The sequence below is a fragment of the Okeania sp. SIO3B5 genome (assembly GCF_010692555.1).
GTDB lineage: Bacteria > Cyanobacteriota > Cyanobacteriia > Cyanobacteriales > Microcoleaceae > Okeania.
Genome location: NZ_JAAHHG010000002.1, coordinates 42620 through 67445, shown reverse-complemented (window position 1 = coordinate 67445; position 24826 = coordinate 42620). Strand labels below are relative to the sequence as shown.

Genomic DNA, 24826 nt, shown 5'->3' with positions numbered 1-24826 from the left:
CGCCTCCGGGCCCGGGTAAAATATATTCCCCTTCCAACGCTCGTAACAAGGAACCTAACTCATTATCAGCACAAACCTGCTCTAAGCAAAATTCCAAATATTCAAACAGAGGTTTAATAACTTCCCCATCAACATCAGGAAAACCTGCTGCTTCCAAAGCTTCTATCCAAGGTGCTTTTTTCTTCATATTGAAGAAATTGAGTTTGCTGACCATAGAAACTCGACCATCGGCATCAGTTTGTTGGTGAACTAATGCAGCTACAGCACTGCGAGTCGCTTCAACAATTTTTTGCAGTAACTCAACATCGGCAAGAATACCCTTATTATTGTTTTGGTAAAGTTCCTCAATATCCCGATTGAGACTATTAGCAATAATCCGAGGTAAACCAGTTATCCCTTCCTCTTCTCTGTCTAGACTAGCAATATTTACCAAAGTAGCGATCGCCTCTTCAGAACTAGGAGGTTTACCAATAATATGCAAACCGCAAGGCAACAACCTGGACTCAATTTCCATCAACCTGCGGTAAACATCCCCAACAATGTTATCTCGTTCTTCAGCGCTCAACTCTTGAGCATCTTTTTCTGGCAAGGTAATATCTTGGTCTAAATTCACTATCCGGCATTTATCCATAATAGTGTTGACAATGGGAATACCTCGCCCACTATCTTTCAGAGTTTGATAGGAACCGATCAACTCGTTCAACTCCTGCAAACCCTTATATAAACCAGCATTTTCCGCAGGGGGAGTCAAGTAAGAAATAGTTTCGGCATAACTACGGCGTTTGGCAATAGTCGCCTCACTAGGATTATTCGCTGCATAATAATAGATGTTGGGAGTACTACCAATGAGATTATCTGGATAACAATCTCCAGACATTCCAATTTGCTTACCAGGCATAAATTCTAGGGAACCGTGAGTACCAAAATGCAGCACCGCATCAGCTTTCCAAATTTGTTCTAAATAGGTATAGTAAGCAGCAAAACCATGATGGGGACTTGCGGAACGGGAGAATAATAACCGCATGGGGTCGCCTTCATAACCAAATGTTGGTTGTACTCCAATAAAAACGTTGCCGAAACTCTTACCATAAATTAGTAAATTTTCCCCATCACTGTTGAGGTTTCCTGGAGGTGGTCCCCAATTTTCATGCAACCTTTCCGAGTATGGAGTCAAACGTTCGTATTGTTCTACTGACATCCGGTGAGCAATGTTCAACTCCGGACTTTGATATTGAGCAGTAGCATCGTGAATAACTTGCTTCATCAATTCTTCTGCGGAGTCTGGCAAGTCTTGGATATCGTAACCATTACCTTTGAGTGCCTTTACTACTTCATAGATAGATCCAAATACATCTAAATATGCAGCAGTACCCACATTTCCTTTATCTGGAGGGAAACTGAAAATAGTAATAGCAACTCTCTTATCTAGTTTAGGTTTGCGACGGAGACTTGCCCATTTCATAGCGCGTTGAGCAACAGCTTCGATCCGGTCTTGGAGAGCGATCGCTTTTCCGGTTGCCCCATCTCGCCCAGACATAATAATAGGTTCGATCGCTCCATCCAATTCGGGAATAGCGATTTGCAAAGCTACTTGTATGGGGTGCAGACCAAGTTCGCTTTCTTCCCATTCTTCGGTAGTTTGAAAAACTAGAGGCAAAGCTACCATATATGGCCTGTTCAACCGTTTCAACGATTCGATTGCTTTCGGATGGTCTTGTCTAGCAGGTCCCCCCACCAGTGCAAAACCTGTCAGGGAGATGACCGTATCTACTAATGGTGTTGGTTCAACTCCTTTAGCTGCAACTTCCCAGAAATAAGCATCGACTGGTTTAGAAAAATCTAACCCTCCGGCAAATACAGGTACAACTCGCGCTCCCATTGCTTCTAATTCTTGCAACATAGCAACATAGTGAGCATCATCTCCTGTAACTAAGTGGGTACGTTGCAATACTAACCCAACACAGGGAGCGAGGGGGTCTTTTAAATCTTCAGAAATGTCTTGGCGCTGGTTGTACCAGTTGAGATACTCTTTAACATCCTCAAACATTTTTGGTGCGAGGGGATGCCAGATACCCATGTCTGGATAAACTACTGGATCGACATATTGGAGAGAGCTATTTTTCTTGTCTTTGAAAACATATTTATCTGCCAACATCAGCAGGAAATTTTCCAGGTTTTCCGACGAACCCCCTAACCAATACTGGAAACTGAGCATAAAGTTTCTAGCATCCTGCGCCTTATCAATAGGCATATATTTCAAAACTTTAGGCAGAGTTTGCAGCAACTTCAGCATTCCGTCCTGGAAAGAAGAACCAGATTTTTCCTTCCGCTTCCGCATGAACTGAGCGATCGCGCTTTTGCTCTGACCTAGTTGTGCCATGGAAAAGCTACCCATTTTATTCAGGCGCATTACTTGTGGCATGGAAGGGAAAACAACAGCAGCGTCCAACTTATCTCGGTGAGGGGTTACAGCCTCCACTACTTTTTCGGCCAAGTCTTCAATGAAAATTAGGGAAGCGATAAAGATGTTAGCTTCAGAAACTTCTTTTTTAAAGTTTTCGTAATTTTGAGGGTCTCGTAATTCTTCTATTAAATAGCCACTTATTTCTATGGCCAAATTAGGATTTTTTTCGTTAATAGAGCGCACCGCTGTTGAGAGAGAACTCTGATATTGTGCTTCTAAAACGATATATACAACTTTTAAGAGCGATCGCCCTTTTAGGTCTTCTGGGACAATGTGGCGAACGGTGGGTTTAACGGATGTGAACATTTAAGTATTGCTCCTTGAGGATAATTGCTGATACTTAATGAGTATATTTACCAGAAAACGTTAATAAAAGGTAGAGTAAAGTCTTGATTTGATACAATTCGATAAGAAAGTCAAAATTTTTTGTTACATTGATTGACAAAATGCTGAATATGTACTATTGGAGGATGGCGGAAATAACTGACCAGTTATATCATGTCCGGTTGAATACTTATTATTAAGATAGTAGGGGAGTAGGGGAGTAGGGGAGTAGGGGAGTAGGGAAAATAGAAAGATTTACTGTTTAAGCACTCATGATAAGTTTTTTCCAGATCGCTCTTATCCGGACATGATATTACAAAATCCTAAAATAATGAGGGTTTGCGTATGGAAAGTCTTTTTGCTCTTTGTAGGGAGTAGGCAGTAGGCAGTAGGGAGTAGTTAAGAGGAGCGGATTTAGGGGAGTTGTAGAAGAGGTAGTCATTCAGGCGTTGCCCCTTAGTTTTTTTTCCATCATTACCCCAAAATCCTCACTTTTTTCCCTCCATCAACCGAAAAGCTGGTATTTCAGCAGTACCTAAAATTCTTCAAACCAATATCAGTCAATGCGCGCGATATTTAATCAGCAAGCCCTAATTAGGGTTTGCGTATGGAAAGTCTTTTTGCGCTCGACAGGCAGTAGGGAGTAGGGAGTAGTGAAGAGTCAAGAGTCAAGAGTCAAGAGGAATCAGGGGTTGTAGAAGACATACAAAGGAAAAATTATCCCAGGCCCAAGTCTACCCAATTCTTACTCAAATACTCAATTTTTGAGTATTCTTAGGGGAGTTCAGGGGTACTTTTTCACTACCTAAAAAGCCTAAAACCAATATCAGTAAAGACTTTTATATTTAATCAGCAAGCCCTAATTAGGGTTTGCGTATGGAAAGTCTTTTTGCTGGGGTAGGAGACAGGAGACAGGAGAAATGGGAATGAGCAAAGAGGTAATTATCAATTATCCATTATCAATTAATGTACTTCTATCCCTACTGCCTAATCCCTATTTTGTAGAAATATCTATTGAGCTAACAACCTTTGAATGGACGAGACTAACTGTTTGAGCCTAACTGGTTTACTGATATACAGGTTAGCACCAGCCGCTAGACAACGTTCTTGATCGTCTGCCATGGCAAAAGCTGTTAGAGCAACAATGGGAATGTTTTTAAGGTTTGAGTCTTGACGAATCCGCTGAATAGATTCGAGACCATCTAACTCTGGCATTTGAATATCCATTAAAATTAAGTCTGGATGGTGAGTTTGTGCCAATTGAATTGCATCAAGCCCATTTTTAGCCACAATTAGGCGATAGCCACGAGCCTTTAAGTAGAAAACCATTACACTAATATTCCTTTCGTTGTCTTCAGCTAACAAGATCAGAGGTAAATCTTTTGGTTGAACAGAAGATAGAGACAAATCAGGATTATAGGGAAGGTTGATACTAAAACAGCTACCCACACCGACTTCGCTCGTTAAACTAACCGTTCCCCCGTGAAGCTCAGTTATTTGTTTAATAAGAACTAATCCTAAACCTGTTCCGTTATATTTTCGATTTAGGGCACTATCAATTATGGAAAAAGGTTTGAACAATTTGGTGATTTGTTCTGGAGCAATGCCAATTCCAGTATCCGTTACACTGATTTTGATGTAGTTTTCAGCCGTCAATAGGCCAGACTCCCACACTAATTGATTTGGATTCTTGACTTTCTCAGATGGCTCTTGCGAGTCTAATGTTTGCCCATTTTTGTTCTGGCTATGACAACTCATCTCCAGAGTAACACATCCACCTTCAGGAGTGAACTTCACCGCGTTATTGAGTAACTTGCCCAAGCTCTGAAGGATGCGTCGCTTATCAATGAGCAGGTTTAGGGGATGGGGGGGGATAGTCGTATTGAGAGAAATTCTTTTTTTGACCGCTTGTTGTTTGACAAATGCCAGACTCGACTCACACAAATTACCAATATTAGTTACCTTTAAATCTAGTTCAACTTGTCCCGACTCAATTTTGCAGACATCCAGAATATCGTTGATTAGGTCGAGTAAATGGTAACCATTTCGTTCAATTGTTTTCAGACATTTGAGTTGCTTGTCTGTCAATGGACCAAAGATTTCCTCTTGCAAAGCTTCAGAAAAACCCAAAATGACATTAAGCGAAGTCCGGAGGTCGTTGCTCATATCACAGAAGATTCCTAATGCAGCCTTGTCAACTGCAAACTGGGTTTGGTGTATAATATCGTTAATTAGGTTTAGTAAATTGTTGCCACTTTGTTCAACTGTTTTCATACATTTGAGTTGCTCCTCAGTCAATGGACCAAAGACTTCATCCTGCAAGGCTTTAGATAAAGCCAAAATGGAGTTAAGCGGGGTCTGGAGTTCGTTGATCATATGACAGAAGATTTCTAATGCAGTCTTGTCAACCGCAAACTGGGTTAACTGGTGTAGCTGCAAATGGGTACGCACCTGTGCTAATAGTTCTGCTTCGTGAAAGAGCTTGGTTATGTAGTCTACGGCTTCGAGGGATAAGCCGGTGGTTATTTTTTCCGTATCTGAGAATACGGTCAAGAAAATAATTGGAATATGGGCCGTCTCAACATTATTTTTAATCTGTTGCTTGCTAACATCAAAAAATATGGACTATCCTAGACAAACATCTACAAAATGTCTAGGATATTACACAATGGCAAATAGGTAGAAAAATTAGGAACCAGACACGAAACTTGAGTTCATGTCAAAGCAAAGCGCAAATATTATTGACACAAAAAGGCAAGCTCTGCTAACCTTGAGTAAAGTAATTCAATGTGAGTAATGGCCAAATCTCACGGTTCCTTGACAGGAATAGAAGCTAAAATTGAATACCATCCCGTATTTGAAGAACTCGGAGCATTATATGAATCCTGGAAACGCTCTGCTGTTAACTGGATGCAAACTGAGAAATTATCAGAATCTGAACTAGAAAAGCGAAGTAATGAAAAAGTTTAACATTCAATGGGCTTATGCTGACTCAATTGCTACTGAAGCACGAACATGTTTAAACCAATTAAAAACAGCCAAAAAAAACCATATTTCTAAATTAGAGTTGCAATTAAGCGCCAAAACAACTGCGACAAAAAAACTCATCACCAAACTAGAAAAAACTTTAAAATTAGCAACAAAAAAAGGTTTTCCACATATACAAGCCCGAAATAAATTTTTTAATCAATTGCTAGGGTTAAAAAGTAAAATTCAGAAAATAGCTAGTCTGAAACAAAAATTAAAGCAGTTAAAAAAAACAGAACGTCTACATATTTGTTTTGGTTCACAGAAATTATTTAACGCTCAACATAATTTAGCAGAAAATGGATATAAAACCCGATCGGGATGGAGTGTAGATTGGAGAAAAAAACGCTCAGGCAGATTTTTCTGTGTGGGAAAATCTCAGCCAGGGGGTGGAACTATGCTCAAAGTTTTCCCATTAAAAGAGGATGGGTTATATCAACTACAAGTTCAACTACCTAGACCGTTACAGGATAAATATGGTCAGAAAATACAGCTAGAATTTAGTATTTCAGATAGGAATGGCAGATATAGAGCAACAGATTTAGATTATGCCATAAACAATTTAAAACCAATCACAACTTCTATTTTTCGTAGAGAACATAAACAGGATAATTGGTATGTACATCTTTCAACTTATGTACCAGAAATACCAGTAGTTCATACAAGAAAAAATGGTTGTCTTGGTATTGATTTTAATGCTGATTCAATTTCAGTTACTTATGTGAAGTGGGATGGTAACATTGAATATTTAGAAGAAATTCCGTATAAATGGAAAAATCAAACAACAGGACAACGACAAGCATCCATGAGAAATATTGTTTCTCAAATTGTTTTCTTAGCAGAATTTTTTGAATGTGCTATTGCCATTGAATCTCTAGACTTTAGTAAAAAAAAGGCCAAGATGAGCGAAGAAAGCAAAGTTTACAATGAGATGCTTTCCAACTTATCTACTGGAATGTTTAGAGAAACTTTAGAGTCACGTTGTAGAAGATTTGGGGTGGAATTAATTAAAGTAAATCCAGCTTTTACCAGCGTGATTGGGATGATTAATTATATGGCTAAGTATGGCCTAAATAGTGGCACTGCTGCTGCTTTAGTAATTGGCCGTAGAGCGTTAAAATTATCAGAAAAAATACCACACTGTTTGTTGAGACCAGAGGATGTCAACAAACATGATTGGAGTCATTGGAGGCGAGTTGCTAGTTTTATTAAACTACATCGTATCCGAAGGACTCAACTTTTTCAGTGGAGGAAAGCTCTTGAGGGTATCCTCACCCATAGTTTATGGGCGGAACATCAACTTTCACAGTAAGTACACATTGAAACGGGTGAGCCACGAAATCATTTGCAATCACCGATGGCAGATGTCTAGCTTTGTCTAGTTTTCAAGAAGGTGTCCTACTCCTGTTCAAAAGCAAAATGTTGGAGATTTGGTGACTCCTCTAGAGCCATCAAACCCCCAACATTTAATACAACTTAAAAGTGTTATACTTTCTACAAAGATGGAAATATTAACCAATTAACCGTTATTATTCAGCAGCAGGAGCTAACTCTGTACTACCTGAACTACGTCTTCTAGTTAAAGTATTGAACAACAACACACCGATCGCCTTAATTAAATTACCCTCTAGTTCATTGAACACTTTCATGTTCATGTCAAAAGCAGCATTCGCTTCATCAACCATTCTATCTGCTGTTGCCTGATCGATGGGTAAATCATTCATCGCCTGACGATACATATTCTTGAATGCCTTCTCATCAGAAATTTCTGTGAACTCATAGAAAGCAGTACCTTCCCCATCAGTTAAATTCATACCTCTCTGAGCAATTTTCTTGAGAATTTGACCGCCAGACAAATCTCCCAAGTAGCGAGTATAGGAGTGAGCTACTAACAATTCTGGTTCTTTTTCTGAAATTTCTCTAATTCTCTGTACATAAGCTTCACCCGCAGCAGAAGGAGCAATTTGATCGCGCCAACCAGCACCATAATAAAAGTGTAGGTCTTTCTCTAAACTCTGTTTACGGTTTAGCTCTGCAAAATAAACCTGGGAAAGGATGGGATGTTCCCGGTGGCGTTCCATCTCTTCTTCCATTGCGGAATAAACAAAGTAAAGATTCTTAACTAAATTCCGGTAGGACTTCTTTTCTACAACACCTTTTAAAAAACACTTGACAAAACCTACGTTTTCTGCATCTGTATGAGATTTTTTGGTTCCTTCACGCAATTGAGTTGCTAGGTTTACACTCATGTTAAATTTTCCTGACGAATACTAGATTATACAACTTGGCGTATCAATTCCTACAGAAATTTAGAAATTTATTGCCTATTTCTATAGATTAAAATGAATGGATCGGAATTTACATTAAGAATGATTAAGAAGCAACTGCTAGGATATATTAGACTTTCCCTAACTTCAGGAATAAGCAGTTGTGCATTTAAACTAAACTATACCTATGAATCGAGATATTAGCACTACAAAAACATGACAGTTTTGTTATATATAATTTAGATGTAAATACTTCACCTTACTTCTTCCTTAATTTATGGGATTATATCATGTCCGTTGAATTAGTGATAAAAAACTTCCTTCTTCTTCCCTCCTAACTCCTGACTTCTGACTCCTCCGTCGTTTATTTATAAGTATTCAACCGAACATGATATTACGCGGTATCTGGCTCACAAATGTTGATAGTAAAGTCCTCCATTCCAGAGATAATATCGCTGAAGCAATAGACTTTCTTGCTGAAACAGGATTTAATGTTGTATTTCCGGTGGTCTGGAATAAAGCATTTACTCTCTACCCCAGTCAACTGATGCAGACAATTTTTGGCAGAGAGATAGACCCCCAATACAAAGGTCGCGATCCCTTAGCAGAAGTAATTATAGAAGCACGGCGAGTCGGTATTAAAATTATTCCTTGGTTTGAATACGGGTTTGTCAGCTCTTACAAACAAAATGGAGGGTTACTTCTGGCAAAAAAACCAGAATGGGCAGCTCGTGACTGTAAGGGAAATTTATTGGTAAAAAATGGTTTTGAGTGGATGAATGCTTTGGATGAGCAAGTGCAGAATTTTCTGATCGATCTAGTATTGGAAGTTGTGAGAAACTATGACATTGATGGTATCCAGGGAGATGATCGAATGCCAGCATTTCCTTCAGAAGGTGGCTACGATGCTAAAACAGTGGAACGTTATCGTCAGCAATTTTCTTGTCATCCACCCCGAAACCATAAACATCACAAATGGTTACAGTGGCGTGCAGATATTCTGACAAATTTTCTAACTCGTTTACATCGGGAAGTGAAAGCAATTAAGCCTGAACTTTTGGTTTCAATGGCTCCCAGTTTTTACAAGTGGAGTTTGAATGAATACTTACAAGACTACCCCACTTGGATAAATCAAGGAATTGTGGATATTATTCATCCTCAACTTTACCGTCGTGATTTTGCTAGTTACAAATCTATTGTCCAACAGTTAGTGAAACAGCAGTTTATTTGTAGTCATTTAAGCAAAGTGTTTCCAGGGATTTTAATTAAAGTTGGCTCTTATCGAATTAGTGTAGATTATCTTTTGGAGGCGATCGCTTATAATCGTTCTGTAGGGATTAATGGAGAAGTGTTATTTTTCTATGAAGGTCTCAGAGAAAATGATTGTGCTTTAGCTAAAGCATTGCGAACAATTCCTTACAGCGGTTTTCCTGCACGGTAGACAACAGTAGGGACGTTCCATGGAACATCAATAACTTTTTAATCTTAATTGAGCGATCGCTATTGTAAGCATTCAGCTATTAGCCATCAGCTATCAGCAATAAGACCTTGTGCTTTACCGAAGAATTAATAATTAGGGTTTGCTGAAAAAGTCACGATGATACCGATGCGCATGGGCGCCTCCCTTTGCGGGGGACACCATCAGGCGCAGCGCGTTATAAGCTACTCGTTTATTAAAACCAGCCATTCTAGCAACCTGCATTTCAATCACTACAATAGAACCATCTCCCTCCCCTCCTGGGAGGGGCGAGGGGTGGGTTGTCTCCTGTCTCCTACCCCTACTAAAAGACTTTTGAGTGCAAACCCTAATTAATAATTACCTCAGCCTTAATACTAAGTATTTCAGAGGCTCAAGCCCAACTACAAACAAAAACTTTATTATAAGTGATATGATATTCGTTGGTATCGTTTTTGTAAACTCAAGGTTGAATATCTAAAGAAAATTGAGCTTTTTTTCTTTCTCAATAGCCTTCCTCCCTCTTCCGTCTCTCCTCTTCCCTCTTCCGTCTTCCGTCTTCCTTCTTCCTTTTTCCCCGACAAATTGACTTAGACTTCAATTTTGCTTGACGCTCGCAGCGAAAACCATGGTTGCACCATTGTGTCATATTTACCTGTGTAAGTTTTAGCACATCAGCACATCTTGGTTCTATTATCTTACTTCCCAAAGCCCAAAATAAACTACGAATTACATCCAAACCAGTCTTGAGAGTAGATTCTTTATTACCGGGCACACCTATTTCCTCAACAATATCAGTTTCTACCCATATCCCATTAGCACCCAGAATAATTTGTGCTAACCATTTAGCTCTAGGTAAATGACTAGCAGATGTCACAAGTTTAATATGCTCCACTCCCCATTTCTTGAGAATTGGCAAAGTAAAATACAAGTTACCAAAAGTAGATTTAGAGCAATATTCTAACCAAACCTTCTCTACAGGAGCATTTTCCCGTTGAAATAATCCCACAATACAAGGGTCTTGAGATCCACTAGAAATTAATATTGGGGTTTGAGGGTGTTGTTTAGCCACTTTAGCAATATACATTTCCCGTTTAATACTTCCACCTAAAACTAAATAAGTATCCACAGGAGATTTTGCTGCTGACTGGAGTGAAATAGTATTTCCAACTAGCCACACTAATAGACTAGAAAATATAGAAAAAAGGAACAACAACAGTATTTTCCTGATTTTATGATTGCCACGAATGTTTGGATTTCTGATCATAGAAATTATAGCGGGTTCTTTGAGCTTATCTCTAATCTGCCCACTGATCCTCCTGTTTCCTATTTTTTATAGAACTCTTATAATATCTTTGCATGCGGTATGTACTTTTGGCATAGGAGTAATATCATGTCCGGATAATTAGTGACAAAAAACCTTCTCCCTTTAAACCAATATTCCCTTCTGCCTTCTGCCCTCAGCATAGCTGCCTTCCTTCGTCCTAAGTATAACTATTCAACTGAACATGATATAAGTAGGGTTTGCGCTCAAAAGTCTTTTTGCTGAGGTAGGAGACAGGAGACAGGAGACAGCTATACTGGAGAAATGGGGAATTTAAAGGAGGCAGTAGAAAGAATTATCCCTTGATTTTTCTGCGATAGTCAACCCAAAATCCTAGCTTTTTGAGTTCCCTAGAACGAAAACCTTGTACTTTTTCAAGACCCAAAAAGGCACTTACCTTTATCTGTCAATGCTTTTATATTTATTCAGCAAGCCCTAAGTAGGGGCGTTAACGATAGTTATGAGTCAGCAAAAGGCCGTTTGCTAACGTAGAACTGCCACTTTACATATCGCGGAGCGTTAACGATAGTTATGAGTCAGCAAAACGCCCCTACAGAAGCCAGGAAATTCAGAAATATAATAGGGGGAAAAAGTGGATGCGACCCCGCATTGGTGTTAGACGCAAGCGGTAAGACCCCGCGTGGGTAGCAGACGCAAGGGAACGGGCACCAAGCAGGTAGAAAAATGCTCCCTACTCCCCTACTCCCTCACTTCTAGGCCGTAGTGCTATAACTATTGAATCGGATATAATTTCCCATATCAGAGCGAATTTGGATCGACACCCAAATCGCGTAATTTAGCAGCTAATTTTTCGGCCCGTTGCTTTTCCTGTTCGGCCCGTTGTTTTTCCTGTTCGGTTTGTTCGCTACTCCACAACAACAAATTTTCGGACTTATCCCACCATCTGAGCCAGCTAATATTTTGCCCTAGTCTTTCCCCTTGCCAAATTCCCAAGAACAACTCTAATTCCGGTATCCAAAAATGTCCATTCTCATTGGCTGAGGAAAAGCGATACTTTCCATTGTGCAAACTACGCACCTCTAAATTCCCTTCGTAGGGGTCATAAGTTATATAGGTTGGTACTTTGAGAATCTGTTCATAATAGTAAAGTTTGCCATATGGTGGAGTCGAACGCACTGATAGTTCCCCACATTCTGTTTCTGAGAGGAACTCCATCACTACAGCTACAGGAGCGCCTTCTAGATTGGGAGTGTAACTACGGCGAATGACTCCCTCTGCCACTGGTTGTACTTGGGGGACATAAAACCAATCGGGAGCTTTGACAACTATTTTGTTGTTGACGGTGGCTACTAATCCAAAATTTGAACCAATGAGCATTTGAGGTTGAATGAGCAATGCAGCTCCCAAAGCATCACTCAGAGCAGCAGCAAGGATAGGTTGTTGAATATTTTCCACTGGATCGTCTGGTAAGGTAAAGTCTGCTGGTAGTGCTTTCCAAGTTACAGTTGGTTCTGGTTTAGTGGGTTTTATTTGTAGAACCATTTTTAGTGTCTCTCTTATGACTAAGGGTGGACTGTATCTATATAATTATAGGGGTAATTAGGGGAATTTATAATTTGAAGTCATGTGAAATCTGATGGAAAAACTTTCTCCTACAATTGACATCTCCAATAATCAAAAATAAAATCAATTATTATCCATAGATGATCAATTATTCCCCTCCTGGGAGGGGTTAGGGGTGGGTTCCCTATTCCCTATTCCCTATTCCCTATTCCCTATTCCCTATTCCCTATTCCCTGTTCCCTCTTTTATTCAGAAGCTTCTGGCAAGACAAAACGAGTTTCTCCATTTTGATCGATTTCTACTTTCCCTCCAAGTTTGAGAATTTCTTTTTGAGCGCGATCGCGTACTCTTTGGTCTCTTGTTTGACCGTATACCCATAACCAAGCATTAAACTTGATTAATTTACTATCAGGGTCTTGCTTCAGAAATTTTGCTGTTTGTCTAAACAGAGATGTTAAGCTTTGATACGATGTATTTTCAGCCCATTCAGCTGCCATTTCATGAGAATCAATTGCTCCAGGAATATCACCTACTAACAGTAATTGATCTATACCTTTCCATCTCCATACTTGCCAAGCTTTCTGATCTATTTCTGGAGAAAGTACATCAGTACCACGAGTCATGTATTCTACAGCGACTTCTGGTTTACCTTCATATATAGATAAAGAGTTAGACACAAATAGATAGGTATCAACCCATCTTGGATCTAAGCGGGTGATGATATCAAAGTAATCTTCACTAAGAGAATAGCCTGTTTGATTTCTGGCAGAGTCGTCCCCAAAATATTGCAGAAATTGGAGAAACACCCAATCTGCAATCAAATTATCAAATCCAAAAGTCGGAGATGCCTTCAATAACTTTAGCTGTAGAGCTTCTTTTTCTTCAGCTTCTACTCTATCTGCCATGTCTGAAACGATTTCTTTTTTTAAGGGAGAATTTTCTGAGGGCCAGAATACCTGTAAAGTGACGATACTTCCTAAAGCTGTTATGAAAACTGCTAGATTTACGAATGAACCTAGCCAATTTGAAGTTTTGGCTTTTGTTTCCATCATGTCTTAAATTTTTATGTAAAGAAAACTACAGAAATTATCAATTCTTTCCCCCTATTCCCTACTCTATGCATGGAGGAAATGTCTATTTGACTGACAGTAAATTCCCTTGTCACTATAGATACAATAATCAATATATTCAGCTAATATTGTAGTATATTAGACTTCTTTCAAGAAAATATTATCCCATATATCATAAATTAGTGGGAATGTCAATATCAATAAATGTCCAACTACTAAAAAAATTCAATGAAATCAGCCTCAAAACGCAACTCCGTTCTTCAAGCCATTTTGTACAGTGCAGCGATCGCTACAACCACAGCTTTATCTTTATTGGCCCCTACCCTGAGTAAGCCTGCTGGGGCAAGCTTAGAAGATAGCCCGAAAGCAGTTCTGGATGAAGCATGGCAAATTGTCAATCGAGAATATGTTGATGGTAGTTTTAATCAGACAGATTGGCAAGAGACTAGGCGAACTTTGTTAGAGAAAAATTATACTTCTAGGGAACAAGCTTATGAGGCATTACGCCAAGCATTAGATGAACTTAATGACCCCTATACTCGTTTCCTAGATCCGGAACAGTTCAAAACTTTGACTAATCAAACATCTGGGGAAATGTCTGGAGTGGGAATGCAGTTAAAGGAGGATGAGCTGACCAAAGTAATTACGGTAGTGGACGTTGTAGAAAATTCTCCAGCTATGAAAGCAGGTTTATTACCAGGAGATCAAATCCTGGAAATTGACGGCAAACCTACTGCTAGTTTGAATGTCTCAGCAGCAGCAAAACTAATTCGAGGTGATGTGGGTACAGATGTTGTACTGCAAGTTATGCGTTCTGGAGAAGCAGAATTTGATGTAACTTTAACCAGGGCGAGAATAGAATTACAAGCAGTTCGTTACGAGCTTAAGCGTGAAGGGAATGAACGTATTGGGTATATCCATTTACAAGAATTTAGTGCCCATGCGGGAGAACAGATGCAGAAGGCGATCGAAAATCTGGATAATCAAAATGCTGATGGTTATGTTTTAGATTTGCGGGGCAACCCAGGGGGTTTATTGCGCATTAGTATAGATATTGCTCGGATGTTAATGGATAAAGGTGCTATTGTTAGTACCGTTGACCGAAATGGAGACAAGCAAGAATTGCGGGCAAACCGTTCAGCTTTAACTGATAAACCAATAGTGGTTTTGGTAGATGGTGACTCAGCGAGTGCTAGTGAAATTTTAGCAGGGGCACTGAAAGATAATGGTCGTGCTGTGATTATGGGAGATCAAACTTTTGGTAAAGCTTTGGTACAGTCAGTACATTCTTTATCAGATGGTTCGGGTTTAGCAGTAACTATTGCTCATTATTATACTCCGAAAGGAACTGATATTAGTAAAAAAGGTGTTACTCCTGATGTCAGTATAAATTTGACAGATTCTCAAAAACGACGTTTGTATAGGCAACCAGGGGCGATCGCTACTATATCAGACCCTTATTATTCTAGAGCGGTAAATCTCTTGAAAAATAAAATATTGTTACGTCCGTTAGTATTGCGGAACCAACAAAATTGAAGTCAGGAATGATGATTTGAGGCTGAGAAATTGCTCAAAAGAGCTATAAAAGTTGGAATTAGAGTAAATATAGTTATAGTTTTGTGGAATGGGCATCTTGCCCGTTCCTGATATTTTCATATCATGTCCGGTTTAAGAATTAGACTTTGGTGGAAGGAAGGCAGCTATGCTGGAGGCAGGAGGCAGAAGGTTTTCTCTTATTGTCACCTTAATTTTATACACGCTCCGATGCTACCGGACATGATATCATTCCCTGGCAGGGACAGGCAGGATGGAGACAGGCAGGATGCCTGCTCCCACTTATATGATGTTCGGTAGAACAGTTATAATTAAGCTCGTAGTTGGGCTTTAGCCCTAATAGTAACTATTGCAGAAGCTCAAGCCCAATTACAAACAAAAACTTTATTATCAGTAATTATCCGATAGTAGCGATCGCTAATTGTACTGGAATCAATCTCCACGCAACTGCCTTCTCAAGTGAACTATTTCTGGTAAAATTAGTTTTTCCATCCCTAGTCTGACTGCGTTACTAGAACCTGGAAGTGAAAACACTAATTTACCTTGATAAGTTCCAGCAACAGCACGAGAAGCGATCGCCCTGGAGCCAATTTCTTGATAACTCAGCCATCGAAATAATTCCCCAAAACCAGGTAAAGTTTTTTCTAATAAATTCTCAATAGCATCGTAAGTTGTGTCTCTGGGAGCTATTCCTGTACCACCATTCAAGATTACAGCATCTAGAAATTCTATCTGACATAGATGTTGCAGTTGTTTGACAACTTCCAATTTTTCATCTTTGATAATTATGTATGCTGCTACAGAATGACCAGCATTGTTCAACAATTCTTGGAGTAACTGACCACTTTTGTCTGTTTCTGGAGTGCGGGTATCACTAACTGTAATGACAGCACAACTTAAAGAAATATTTTCAGGAGTTGGATGAGGGATATCTATATCCATATCTATAAATTTTAGGAATTTCTCAAAATAACTTTATTCTAAATCCGTTCTTAGAAACCTACGATAATCTATAAAAATCTATGATGATCTGTTCCATTCCTGCTTCTACCTGGCAACGTCGGCGTTATCCAGTCCACAGGCTGACACGGACGTTCGCGTTAGCGTTGCGGAGCAAACTGCCCGCCATAGCTAAATTTAACGCTGCATTCAAATCTCGTTCGCGCTAGCGTTGCGGAGCAATCACAGCTAAAATTGCAGTGTTCACAGTTAAACACTCTTTCAGATAAAGACAGAGACTCTTTAACAAAACCACACCTACTGCAAGTCTTAGAGCTAGGAAACCATCTATCTACAACGGTGAGTTGAGAACCGTATAACTCACACTTGTACTCTAACTGTCTACGAAACTCATAAAAACCCATGTCAGCAACAGCCTTGTAGGGGCGATTCGCGAATCGCCCCTACTTGTGATTTGACATCATACCTGATACATTTAAGTCTTCTATTACTATTTGGCTGTGGTTTTTAGCCAAATAAGTAGTCAGTTTATGCAATGCATCTTTTCTGATGTTGGCTATCTTTGCGTGTAGTTTAGCTATTTCTAGTTGTGCTTTTTTCCAGTTAGAGCGAAAACTTGGTTTTATGTCTGTTAAGGTATTGAAGTTGTGATAGTTTAGATTCTAACTTTTTGTAAGATTTGGCACCAACAAAAACCTCAGAGCGTGGATAACGTAGCCAGAGATTTTACACCTAAATCTACACCAACTACATCTACTGATTTCTCAGTATTTATGGAAGCTGAGTCTATCTTAAAACTAACAAACCATCTATCAGCTTTTTTAGTTATAGTTACAGATTTAGGAGTAACATTATCTGGCAAGATTTCAAAGGTTTTTACCCAACCAATTCGAGGTAACTTTATACGATTAAAACCTAATGATATGGAACCATCTAAAGTGAAACTATCATCTCTACCTTTTTTCTTGAATTTAGGTTGACCAGAAATTTTGTTAAAGCAACGCTTCCAAGCTAGAGATAAATATCTTAAAGCATATTGAGGTGTACATTTAGACACTTCGTAGTACCAAAAGTTCTTAGGTTTAACCATTGCTACTAAAAGCTTATGCAGGTCGATTGCAGTAGGAAATTTAAGTTTACTATCAGGATTATTGGAATTATGACTAAGGATATTTCTAGTTAACCATAATCCCCAGTTCCAAGCATGACGAGCTACACCTGCGTGTTTAGCCAGTAATGTTTTTTGCTGCTTATTTGGGTGCAGTTCAGTTTTGAATCCAAGTAGCATAAACAGATAATACCAGATTTTTATAGATAATACCAGATTTTAGCCAACAGTTACAAGCCCCAGGTTTAAGAATTACTGACCTGGGGTTAAATAAGGCTTACTGAAAAATTTGAAGCTCTGATTATTTAAAGTAAAGTATTGAGAACTATTGAAAATTTCAAACAGTACAAGGTAAAGCTGTAAAGTCATGAAATTAAAGTAAGGCGAAAACTATTCCCTATTCCGGTGTTCCCTAACCTCACGCTTAGGACTTTTTCAGCCCCTAAATACATTAAGCTGGATTAAATTCTAAACCATAATCTTTAGCATAACGCTCCATGAACCGCATGAAGCGGTCCCAATCTTCTTTAGATTTCATCACATAAAGTCCCTCCAGCCCTTTCGGCTCACCATTAACAAATCTGGCCTTAACTTCGCGACTGCTAATTTGGCCTTCTTCATCAATCATATACATTCCTGTAATATTATCAGTAACATCCTGGCCTAAAGCCTTGGGATTCTCAAAAATAAACGTGGCCGTCCCCTGATTACCGCTACGAGAACGGGTTAGACGTACTTCTGGTATAGCCTCTTCATCAACACCTTGAATAAATTGAATTGCACTCATCAGTATCTTTTTAATCCTTAAGAAATCGTTAAAACATTATTATAAACACAATCCGATCAAGTTTCACAGAACATCAGTATCTAAAAAAAGTCAAGAAAAATATGGATTTGGCTAAAAACTTTAAATAACAATCATTTTAGATAAATCATTTAACTCTTATTAACAGAAAGAATTTATGACACTACTTCTGTTAGTTGGCATTAATAAAATTCCGATTTAATAACTCTAAAATATTTACCCAATCCTAGATTAGTTCTAAATGGTATAAATATCTTGATATTTAACTTTAAATATAGTGTTTTACCGAATAATTAATAATTAATAATTAAATAATTCTGGTTTCAAGCCGACCCTTTTAAGGGGAAAAAAGCGGTCGAGGGATGGATGGGTTTCCTAATCATATCCAATGGACCAAGAGAAGAAATAATATTTCCTTATATTCAATTCCATAACGGTTAAAACCCGAGGTAATTATCAATTATCCATTATCAATTATCAATTGTTCCCTGTTCTCTGTTATAATTAATAGCTGAATTTGAATGGAAATTGCTATTTTACCTATTGAATAGTTTATCATTAAAAGTTTATACTTAATAGCTTATTTAAGGTCATAATGATTGAAGTTGAGAAGTTAAGCAAAATTTATGGTTCAACCTCAGCAATTAAGGAGGTATCCTTTGCTGTACAACAAGGAGAAATATTAGGATTTTTAGGTCCGAATGGTGCAGGTAAAACTACAACAATGCGGATATTAGCTGGATATTTGCCTGCTACGAGTGGCACGGCTAAAATTGCTGGTTATGATGTCCATGAAGATTCTATGGCAGTACGACAATTGATTGGTTATTTACCAGAAATTCCGCCTTTGTATCCAGAAATGACTGTGGAAAGTTTTTTATTTTTTGTGACAAGAATTAAACGAGTTCCTGCGGGCGATCGCTCTGCTAGAGTTAAGTTGGCAATGAGAAGATGTGGCTTATTAAATAAGCAGAAAGTTTTGATTAGAAAACTATCGAAAGGATATAAACAAAGGGTGGGAATTGCTCAAGCTTTGGTACACAATCCGCAAGTAATTATATTAGATGAACCTACTGTGGGTCTTGATCCTAGACAAATTATTGAAGTGAGAAATTTAATTAAAAGTTTGGCTAATGACCATACAATTATTTTATCTACTCATATTTTGCCGGAAGTTAGTATGACTTGTAATCGAGTGGCAATTATTAATCAGGGGAAAATTGTGGCTACAGATAGTCCTGAAGAAATGAGTAATAAATCAGCAAGTGGGTGGGGATATGAAGTAGAAATTGAGGGAGAAAATCTGGCAATGGAAACAGGATTAAAATTATTAGCTGAAGTTCCGGGGGTTCAATCTCTAGAAAAAATTAAGTCAGATAATGAAAGTCGCTTCAGAATACAAATAAAATCTGAGCCAGATATGGAACCAGGAAAAGAAATTGCTAATACTATAATTTCTAATGGTTTGAGTTTATGCGAGTTGCGCCGAATTCGTGCTAGTTTAGAAGATGTTTTCTTAGGGTTAACTACAGGTGATATTCCTAAAAATTCATCGATTGAGGTATCGGCAAATTCTTTCATAGATAAAGTTAATAATGACCGAAATATTGAACTTCAGAAAAATCAAAACTTACTTCCCGATCCTTGGCAAGATGTGACAGAAACAGATGCTCAACAAGAAAAGAAAAATTGAGGCGATCGTTCAACAATTAATAATTAATAATTAATAATTAATAATTACCTCTCCTCCAAAAGAGTAGGGACGTTGCATACAATGTTCCTATAGGGAAATAATTGATAATTTCTGTGCCATATACGATAATTGATTGGATTTTTTATTATCGGAGATGTCTATTTAATCTCCCATCTCCCCAAATTCCCCTCCTGGGAGGGGGAGGGGCGAGGGGTGGGTTCCCTACTATTAATAGTCGAACCAGGATTACCCCTGGAACTCTACTTCAAAACCGGACTTGAGACTTTCACCTCATCCGGCTCCTCTCCTGCTTATCCGAGTCTGGAGCCATTCTCTCTCTTTTCTTTTATGTCCAGAGGAGTTTTGGTTTCGTGGCAATGTTTATGTACCAATTGAAGATTGCTCCATGTATTGGAACCACCGTTACATTTTGCTTTGATATGGTCTACTTCAATGGTGTCTGTAATTTTAAAGGGTTCTCCACAGATTGCACAGTTGCCCTTCTGTCTTTTGAGTAGATGTTTTTCTCTTTCAGTTAAGCAGTTATATTTGCTTAATCTTTGTCCCCAATATTTGGTGTCTCCATCGTAAGGACTTTTATCTCCTCTGACTTTGACGTGCCTTTCAATCTTTGTATCTCTATGCCATAACAAATTCCCAAAACACCAATTTCTATCCCCTTTCTTTTCAAAGTATTTTTCAACTATTTTCTTCGTTCCTGTTTTTGGACATTTGTAGTGTAGTATTCTCATAATTAGCTTGTGTACCATGTGGTCTAGCTTTGCGAATGCTCTTGCGCTGACCTGTTTTTGGTAATACTGACACCATCCTCTGATGATAGGATTCAAACCGGATATGATTGCTATTTTGGGAGCGTTCTTTAATTTTTGTGCCGTTTCTGCTAGACTTCTATAATGCTCTTGGATTGCTTTCTTTGTGGGTTTAATTAATATCTTGCATCCACTTTTGTTTGCGCGATACTTTCCAACTTTGTATGTCCTGACGTTAAACCCCAGGAAATCAAACCCTTCATTGAGCTTTGTCCATTTGGTCTTTTCCTGGCTTATTTCTAAACCGATAGGCTTTAGAGCTTCTTCTACTTTTCCCTGAATTCTTCTCTTCATTCTCTTTATTGGTCCGATACACGCTTTTTCACTCTCTTTTTTGATGAGTACGAAATCATCTGCATATCGAACGTAGGAGAAATCTTTTCTGATTCCAGTTCCGTTCATTGTTGTTTCTTTTTCCACTATTTCGTCCATTTTCTTGTCAAAGTAATCTAATGCTATATTGGCAAGAAGTGGACTTATGACTCCCCCTTGTGGGGTTCCTTCATATGTATCTAGTGAATTGTTGAATCCAACTTGTACTCCTGATTTTAACCAACTTCTGATTTGTCTTCTTAGTTTTGGGTAAGTGTTTAACCTATTTAGAAGAAAATCGTGGTTGATGTTGTCGAAGCATCCTTTAATATCTGCATCATATACATGACATTTATTCGGTTTTTGTCCGATTTGTATGTATATGTCGCTTATGGCATCGTGACACGTTCTCCCTTTTCGGAATCCGTATGAATTATTAGAGAATTTGGCTTCCCATTCTGGGTCTAGTAGAATATGGGCTAAGGCTTGTTTTGCTCGGTCTTCTATGGTGGGTATCCCCAACTTTCTGACCTTGCCGTTAGATTTGGGTATTTCTACTCTTTTGACTTTTTTGGCTTTGCCGTTCAGTTTCATACTCTTTGCTAGAGCAAATCTTTCCGTGGGTGTGAGGCTTTTGTTTCCATCTATTCCCGCAGTTTTCTTGCCAGAATTGTCTTGTGTGACTTTCCTTATAGCGCTGAGTTTACACCTGAAACTATTTTGGACTATATGCTGTAACCTGCGGACTTCCCTGACATTTCCACTTTTGCTGGCTAAGTATATTTTGTTTTGCATCTTGTCCACATATCGATTGATTATTTTCCAGTCGATATCTTTCCATCCTTTGATATTAGGCATTAAATGTTACTCCTCAATTTACTTTTCTGCAAGAGTTGACACGTCAGCTTATCCGTGAACATTACATTCAGGCATTTGCTTTTTGTCAAATCTTCTCCCTAAATATCTTGCGCTTGAAATGCTACCAACCTTTTTCGACCTTTGTAATTTTCAGATTGGAGATATTTAAGGGTTCCCACGTTCCTATACATAATTGTTTGATGACTTTAGACTCTCTCAATGCTCAGGGGTACTTATGGGGTGTTGTGTCGGGAGCTGAATTTCCTTTCACCTCTTCTCCTTGCCTTTTTGGCATAGCCCTACCCTGGATTTGGCTACTTCTAATAACTGAGCTTTTTAAGATTCACATATTGTTGGTCATATCATCTTGCTCCTGAATCTTTCTGTCCCAGTTAACTTCTTGATTCAGTTTTATCCCTATTGCTGATGTAGGTTCTTTGATGTTCAATCTCCCGAACCCAGGGATATGCTTTCAATCCAACACCCGGACGATAGGACTTGTATTCATATCGGATATGATATTCCTACTCACCTATATTATGTATAAGTTATCTATTATTCATTACGAATAATACCTCCTAATTCAGACATTTCTGTCCTTTTAAGAAACGTGTCGCACCTCAACTATATAATAAGTATTCAACCGGATTTGATATCATTTCCAGACTACAAAAAAATCAAAAGGAATTTAAGCGATGCTAGTAATAATTAGCAATATTTTGGCAATCTACAGAAAAGAATTACAGGGATATTTTGCATCACCATTAGCTTATGCAATTACAGGAATATTTTGGCTATTGGGAGGATATTTTTTAGTTGCTATTTTATTAGGACCAGATGGAATTATTCAACAAATTGCGACTAGAGACCAATTAGGAATTACTGAACCGCCAGTTGATGCACCATATGAATTTTTGAAAGCTTATCTGGGTATTATGGGTTCTCTTTCTTTGTTTTTACTGCCGATGTTATCTATGAGTTTATATGCGGAAGAAAGAAAAAGAGGAACTTTAGAATTATTAGCCACTTCTCCGATTACAAATTGGGCAGTAGCAACAGGAAAGTTATTAGCTGTATTAACGTTTTATACTTCTATGGTGTTGCCATTATTAGGCTTGGAAGCTATTGCTATTAGTGCTGCTGAACCACCTATTTCGCCAGTGTTACTTTTGTTAGGACATGGAGGTTTAATATTACTTGCAGGAGCAGTATTATCATTAGGAATGTTTATTTCTTCTTTGACAGATAGTACAATTTTGTCTGCCATTCTTACCTTTGCATTAGTATTATTTTTGTGGGTAATTGATGTTGTAGCAAATAATGTTAGTGGTCCTTTAGCAGAGGCATTAAGACATTTATCAATGCTGACACATTACACTAATATTATTCAGGGACTTGTAGATACTAGCAGTATAGTTATGTTATTGAGTTATATTGTTTTGGGAGTATTTTTAACTGCTCAATCAATTGATGCTTTACGGTTTCAGCGGTCTTAAATGGGAAGGAAGAATTCATTAATGGATAATTGATAATTGATAATTGATAATTACCTCTAGTTAAAACCGAGAGGATTGAATATAAGGAAATATTATTTATTTTTTTTCCCCTTAAAAGGGGAGGCTCTATACCATAATTATTTAATAATGAATAATGAATAATTAATAATTCGGTAAGAAGGAAGAGGGAAGAAGGGAAAGAAAGGTTTGTATCCCATAAAGACTCGATAAAACAGGAGGTAATATATGAATTAGTATCTCTAATTGTAGAGTTAGAGGTATAAATTTATGGCCTTATGGTCTGTAATAGTTTACGGTAGAACCAAAGAAGCAGATTATCGTTTTCTGGCCATCCCCGATGATTTTGGAACAGAAGAACAGAATTGGGCACGCAAATATATTCATGGGACTACAGTGTATCCAGAGAGGTTACAGGAGAATCCTCGTTGGTCTCTATTTAAGAATCATAAGCATTGTGTTTTCGGCGTAACTTGTATGGTTCAAGAGTTGGTTGGTTCTGAGCGACAATATGAATATATGGCCAAAAATGCTAGGGGGCGATCGCTCCATATTTTTGTTGGTTATGTTGCTCAGATAAACGAAGATTTTAATCCATTGAAAATTTTGCCTGACTTAGAAAACCTTGAATTTTTTAAGCCTGAGTATTTATTAATATCTTTAAAAAAATCGTGGAATCTCAAAGATTACCAAGTAATTAACAAAAAGATTTATGAATATCCTTATAACTTAGAACTAAATTATTCTAGGGTGACAGAATCTACAGGTTATACTAATAAATCTATCCCCCCGGAATTTATCCCATGTTTGGAAGGAGAAAATCGAGCTTTTATTTGCCCTGACAATCCAGAGAATAGACAAAAATTGTGGGAAAACTGTTGTAAATTCTTTGATTATCCATATAAATATATACCTCTCTCTCTTTGCCTGAGTCTTTCCCAAAAAAAAGATGTTTTAGAAGGACCGTTTTCAAATGCCACCACTTCTGATGCAACTCAACATATAAAGTTATCTAAGTTACTTAAACGGAATTCAAAAGTTATTAATGATTCCTCAAACATTACAGCAATTGACAACAGGGATAGTTCTAATAGAAGATATACCTCCAGTAATTCACTTGATACTCCTATAAAAGGGTTATTACATTCTATTTCCTGGAAACATATAATTACGATATTATTAATCTCAACTGTTATTTTTTTGATACTCTTAGTTATCAGGCAAAACTATATATTAGTTATAGCTATATTTATGAGTCTATTAATTGGCTTTTATCTAGGAATAATATTTGAACACATTACAATTAAAGATTATGCAATTCTAAATAGAAAGTTATCTAAAAGGAATTTAAAAGTTACAAATAATCCCTCGAACACTACAGAAATTTACAAAAGATATGCTTCCAAGACAACACATAATTCATCACACTCTTTTGACAGGAGAAGTTTTCTAATTAAGATGATATTATTAATCTCAATTTCTATTGGTTTGGTACTTTTAGTTATATGGAAAAAATATACCTTAGCGATACATATAATAATGAGTCTATTAGTTGGTTTGTATGTACAGCACGTTTCGGTTAAATAATGTACAGGGTAAATGGTAAAAATCATGTAGTGCGGGCATCTTGCCCGCGATAGGTGAACCTCATAACAATTTGCCCGCGATAGGTGTACCTCATAACAATGGGAAACGCTGTAATAATGAATGTTTCAAAGCACTATAACTACTGTTTT

General features: G+C 38.0%; 19 protein-coding genes. 7 read left to right on the top strand and 12 right to left on the bottom strand.

Going from position 1 to position 24826, the window contains the following annotated elements:
• Window positions 1–2770, bottom strand: a 2770-nt coding sequence (locus F6K54_RS00505; RefSeq protein ID WP_293072980.1) for a magnesium chelatase subunit H, incomplete at its 3' end; no start/stop codon positions are given.
• 1029 nt (window positions 2771–3799) lie between these two features.
• Window positions 3800–5341, bottom strand: a complete 1542-nt coding sequence (locus F6K54_RS00500; RefSeq protein WP_293072977.1) for a response regulator — start codon at window positions 5339–5341, stop codon at window positions 3800–3802.
• Window positions 5342–5584: 243 nt separating this feature from the next.
• On the opposite strand from F6K54_RS00500, the gene F6K54_RS00495 reads away from it, so the two are divergent.
• Window positions 5585–5758 (top strand): hypothetical protein, encoded by a 174-nt coding sequence (locus F6K54_RS00495; protein ID WP_293072974.1) that lies wholly within the window; start codon window positions 5585–5587, stop codon window positions 5756–5758.
• Entirely contained in the window at window positions 5745–7127 is a 1383-nt protein-coding gene (locus F6K54_RS00490; RefSeq protein WP_293072971.1) for an IS200/IS605 family accessory protein TnpB-related protein, read from the top strand. Before F6K54_RS00495 ends, F6K54_RS00490 begins: the two co-directional genes overlap by 14 nt.
• Window positions 7128–7344: 217 nt before the next feature.
• Here F6K54_RS00490 and F6K54_RS00485 read toward each other — a convergent pair whose 3' ends face one another.
• Window positions 7345–8064: a heme oxygenase (biliverdin-producing) gene (locus tag F6K54_RS00485; RefSeq protein WP_293072968.1), complete on the bottom strand. Its 720-nt coding sequence runs from the start codon at window positions 8062–8064 to the stop codon at window positions 7345–7347.
• 406 nt (window positions 8065–8470) lie between these two features.
• On the opposite strand from F6K54_RS00485, the gene F6K54_RS00480 reads away from it, so the two are divergent.
• Window positions 8471–9523 carry a glycoside hydrolase family 10 protein gene (locus tag F6K54_RS00480; RefSeq protein ID WP_293072965.1) on the top strand — a complete coding sequence of 351 codons (1053 nt, stop codon included), beginning with the start codon at window positions 8471–8473 and terminating at the stop codon, window positions 9521–9523.
• Window positions 9524–10043: 520 nt separating this feature from the next.
• On the opposite strand, the gene F6K54_RS00475 is transcribed toward F6K54_RS00480, so the two are convergent.
• The 3 genes from F6K54_RS00475 to F6K54_RS00465 form a co-directional block, all read right to left on the bottom strand.
• On the bottom strand, window positions 10044–10718 hold the full coding sequence (locus tag F6K54_RS00475; RefSeq protein WP_293072963.1) for a YdcF family protein: 675 nt from the start codon (window positions 10716–10718) through the stop codon (window positions 10044–10046).
• 903 nt (window positions 10719–11621) lie between these two features.
• On the bottom strand, window positions 11622–12365 hold the full coding sequence (locus tag F6K54_RS00470; protein ID WP_293072960.1) for a Uma2 family endonuclease: 744 nt from the start codon (window positions 12363–12365) through the stop codon (window positions 11622–11624).
• Between the two features lie 266 nt (window positions 12366–12631).
• Window positions 12632–13438 (bottom strand): hypothetical protein, encoded by an 807-nt coding sequence (locus F6K54_RS00465; protein WP_293072957.1) that lies wholly within the window; start codon window positions 13436–13438, stop codon window positions 12632–12634.
• A 246-nt stretch (window positions 13439–13684) separates the two neighbouring features.
• On the opposite strand from F6K54_RS00465, the gene ctpB reads away from it, so the two are divergent.
• A complete protein-coding gene (ctpB, locus tag F6K54_RS00460) occupies window positions 13685–14992 on the top strand; it encodes a carboxyl-terminal processing protease CtpB (RefSeq protein ID WP_293072954.1) in 1308 nt (435 codons plus the stop codon).
• 450 nt (window positions 14993–15442) lie between these two features.
• Here ctpB and F6K54_RS00455 read toward each other — a convergent pair whose 3' ends face one another.
• From F6K54_RS00455 to psb28, 5 genes are all read right to left on the bottom strand, one after another.
• Entirely contained in the window at window positions 15443–15952 is a 510-nt protein-coding gene (locus F6K54_RS00455; protein ID WP_293072951.1) for a molybdenum cofactor biosynthesis protein B, read from the bottom strand.
• 158 nt (window positions 15953–16110) lie between these two features.
• On the bottom strand, window positions 16111–16374 hold the full coding sequence (locus tag F6K54_RS42535) for a transposase (protein ID WP_366558001.1): 264 nt from the start codon (window positions 16372–16374) through the stop codon (window positions 16111–16113).
• 39 nt (window positions 16375–16413) lie between these two features.
• Complete coding sequence (locus F6K54_RS42530) at window positions 16414–16521, bottom strand: transposase (protein WP_366558004.1); 108 nt, start codon at window positions 16519–16521, stop codon at window positions 16414–16416.
• 146 nt (window positions 16522–16667) lie between these two features.
• Entirely contained in the window at window positions 16668–17258 is a 591-nt protein-coding gene (locus F6K54_RS42525; RefSeq protein WP_366558000.1) for a transposase, read from the bottom strand.
• A gap of 271 nt (window positions 17259–17529) precedes the next feature.
• Window positions 17530–17865: a photosystem II reaction center protein Psb28 gene (gene psb28 / locus F6K54_RS00445; RefSeq protein ID WP_293072949.1), complete on the bottom strand. Its 336-nt coding sequence runs from the start codon at window positions 17863–17865 to the stop codon at window positions 17530–17532.
• Window positions 17866–18478: 613 nt separating this feature from the next.
• Here psb28 and F6K54_RS00440 point away from each other — a divergent pair.
• Entirely contained in the window at window positions 18479–19576 is a 1098-nt protein-coding gene (locus F6K54_RS00440) for an ABC transporter ATP-binding protein (RefSeq protein ID WP_293072947.1), read from the top strand.
• A gap of 311 nt (window positions 19577–19887) precedes the next feature.
• Here the strand turns inward: F6K54_RS00440 and ltrA are convergent, their stop codons facing one another.
• Window positions 19888–21576 carry a group II intron reverse transcriptase/maturase gene (gene ltrA / locus F6K54_RS00435; protein ID WP_293072945.1) on the bottom strand — a complete coding sequence of 563 codons (1689 nt, stop codon included), beginning with the start codon at window positions 21574–21576 and terminating at the stop codon, window positions 19888–19890.
• A 695-nt stretch (window positions 21577–22271) separates the two neighbouring features.
• On the opposite strand from ltrA, the gene F6K54_RS00430 reads away from it, so the two are divergent.
• On the top strand, window positions 22272–23072 hold the full coding sequence (locus F6K54_RS00430) for an ABC transporter permease (RefSeq protein ID WP_293072944.1): 801 nt from the start codon (window positions 22272–22274) through the stop codon (window positions 23070–23072).
• A gap of 288 nt (window positions 23073–23360) precedes the next feature.
• Window positions 23361–24677, top strand: a complete 1317-nt coding sequence (locus F6K54_RS00425; RefSeq protein ID WP_293072942.1) for a hypothetical protein — start codon at window positions 23361–23363, stop codon at window positions 24675–24677.
• The last annotated feature ends 149 nt before the right edge of the window (window positions 24678–24826 follow it).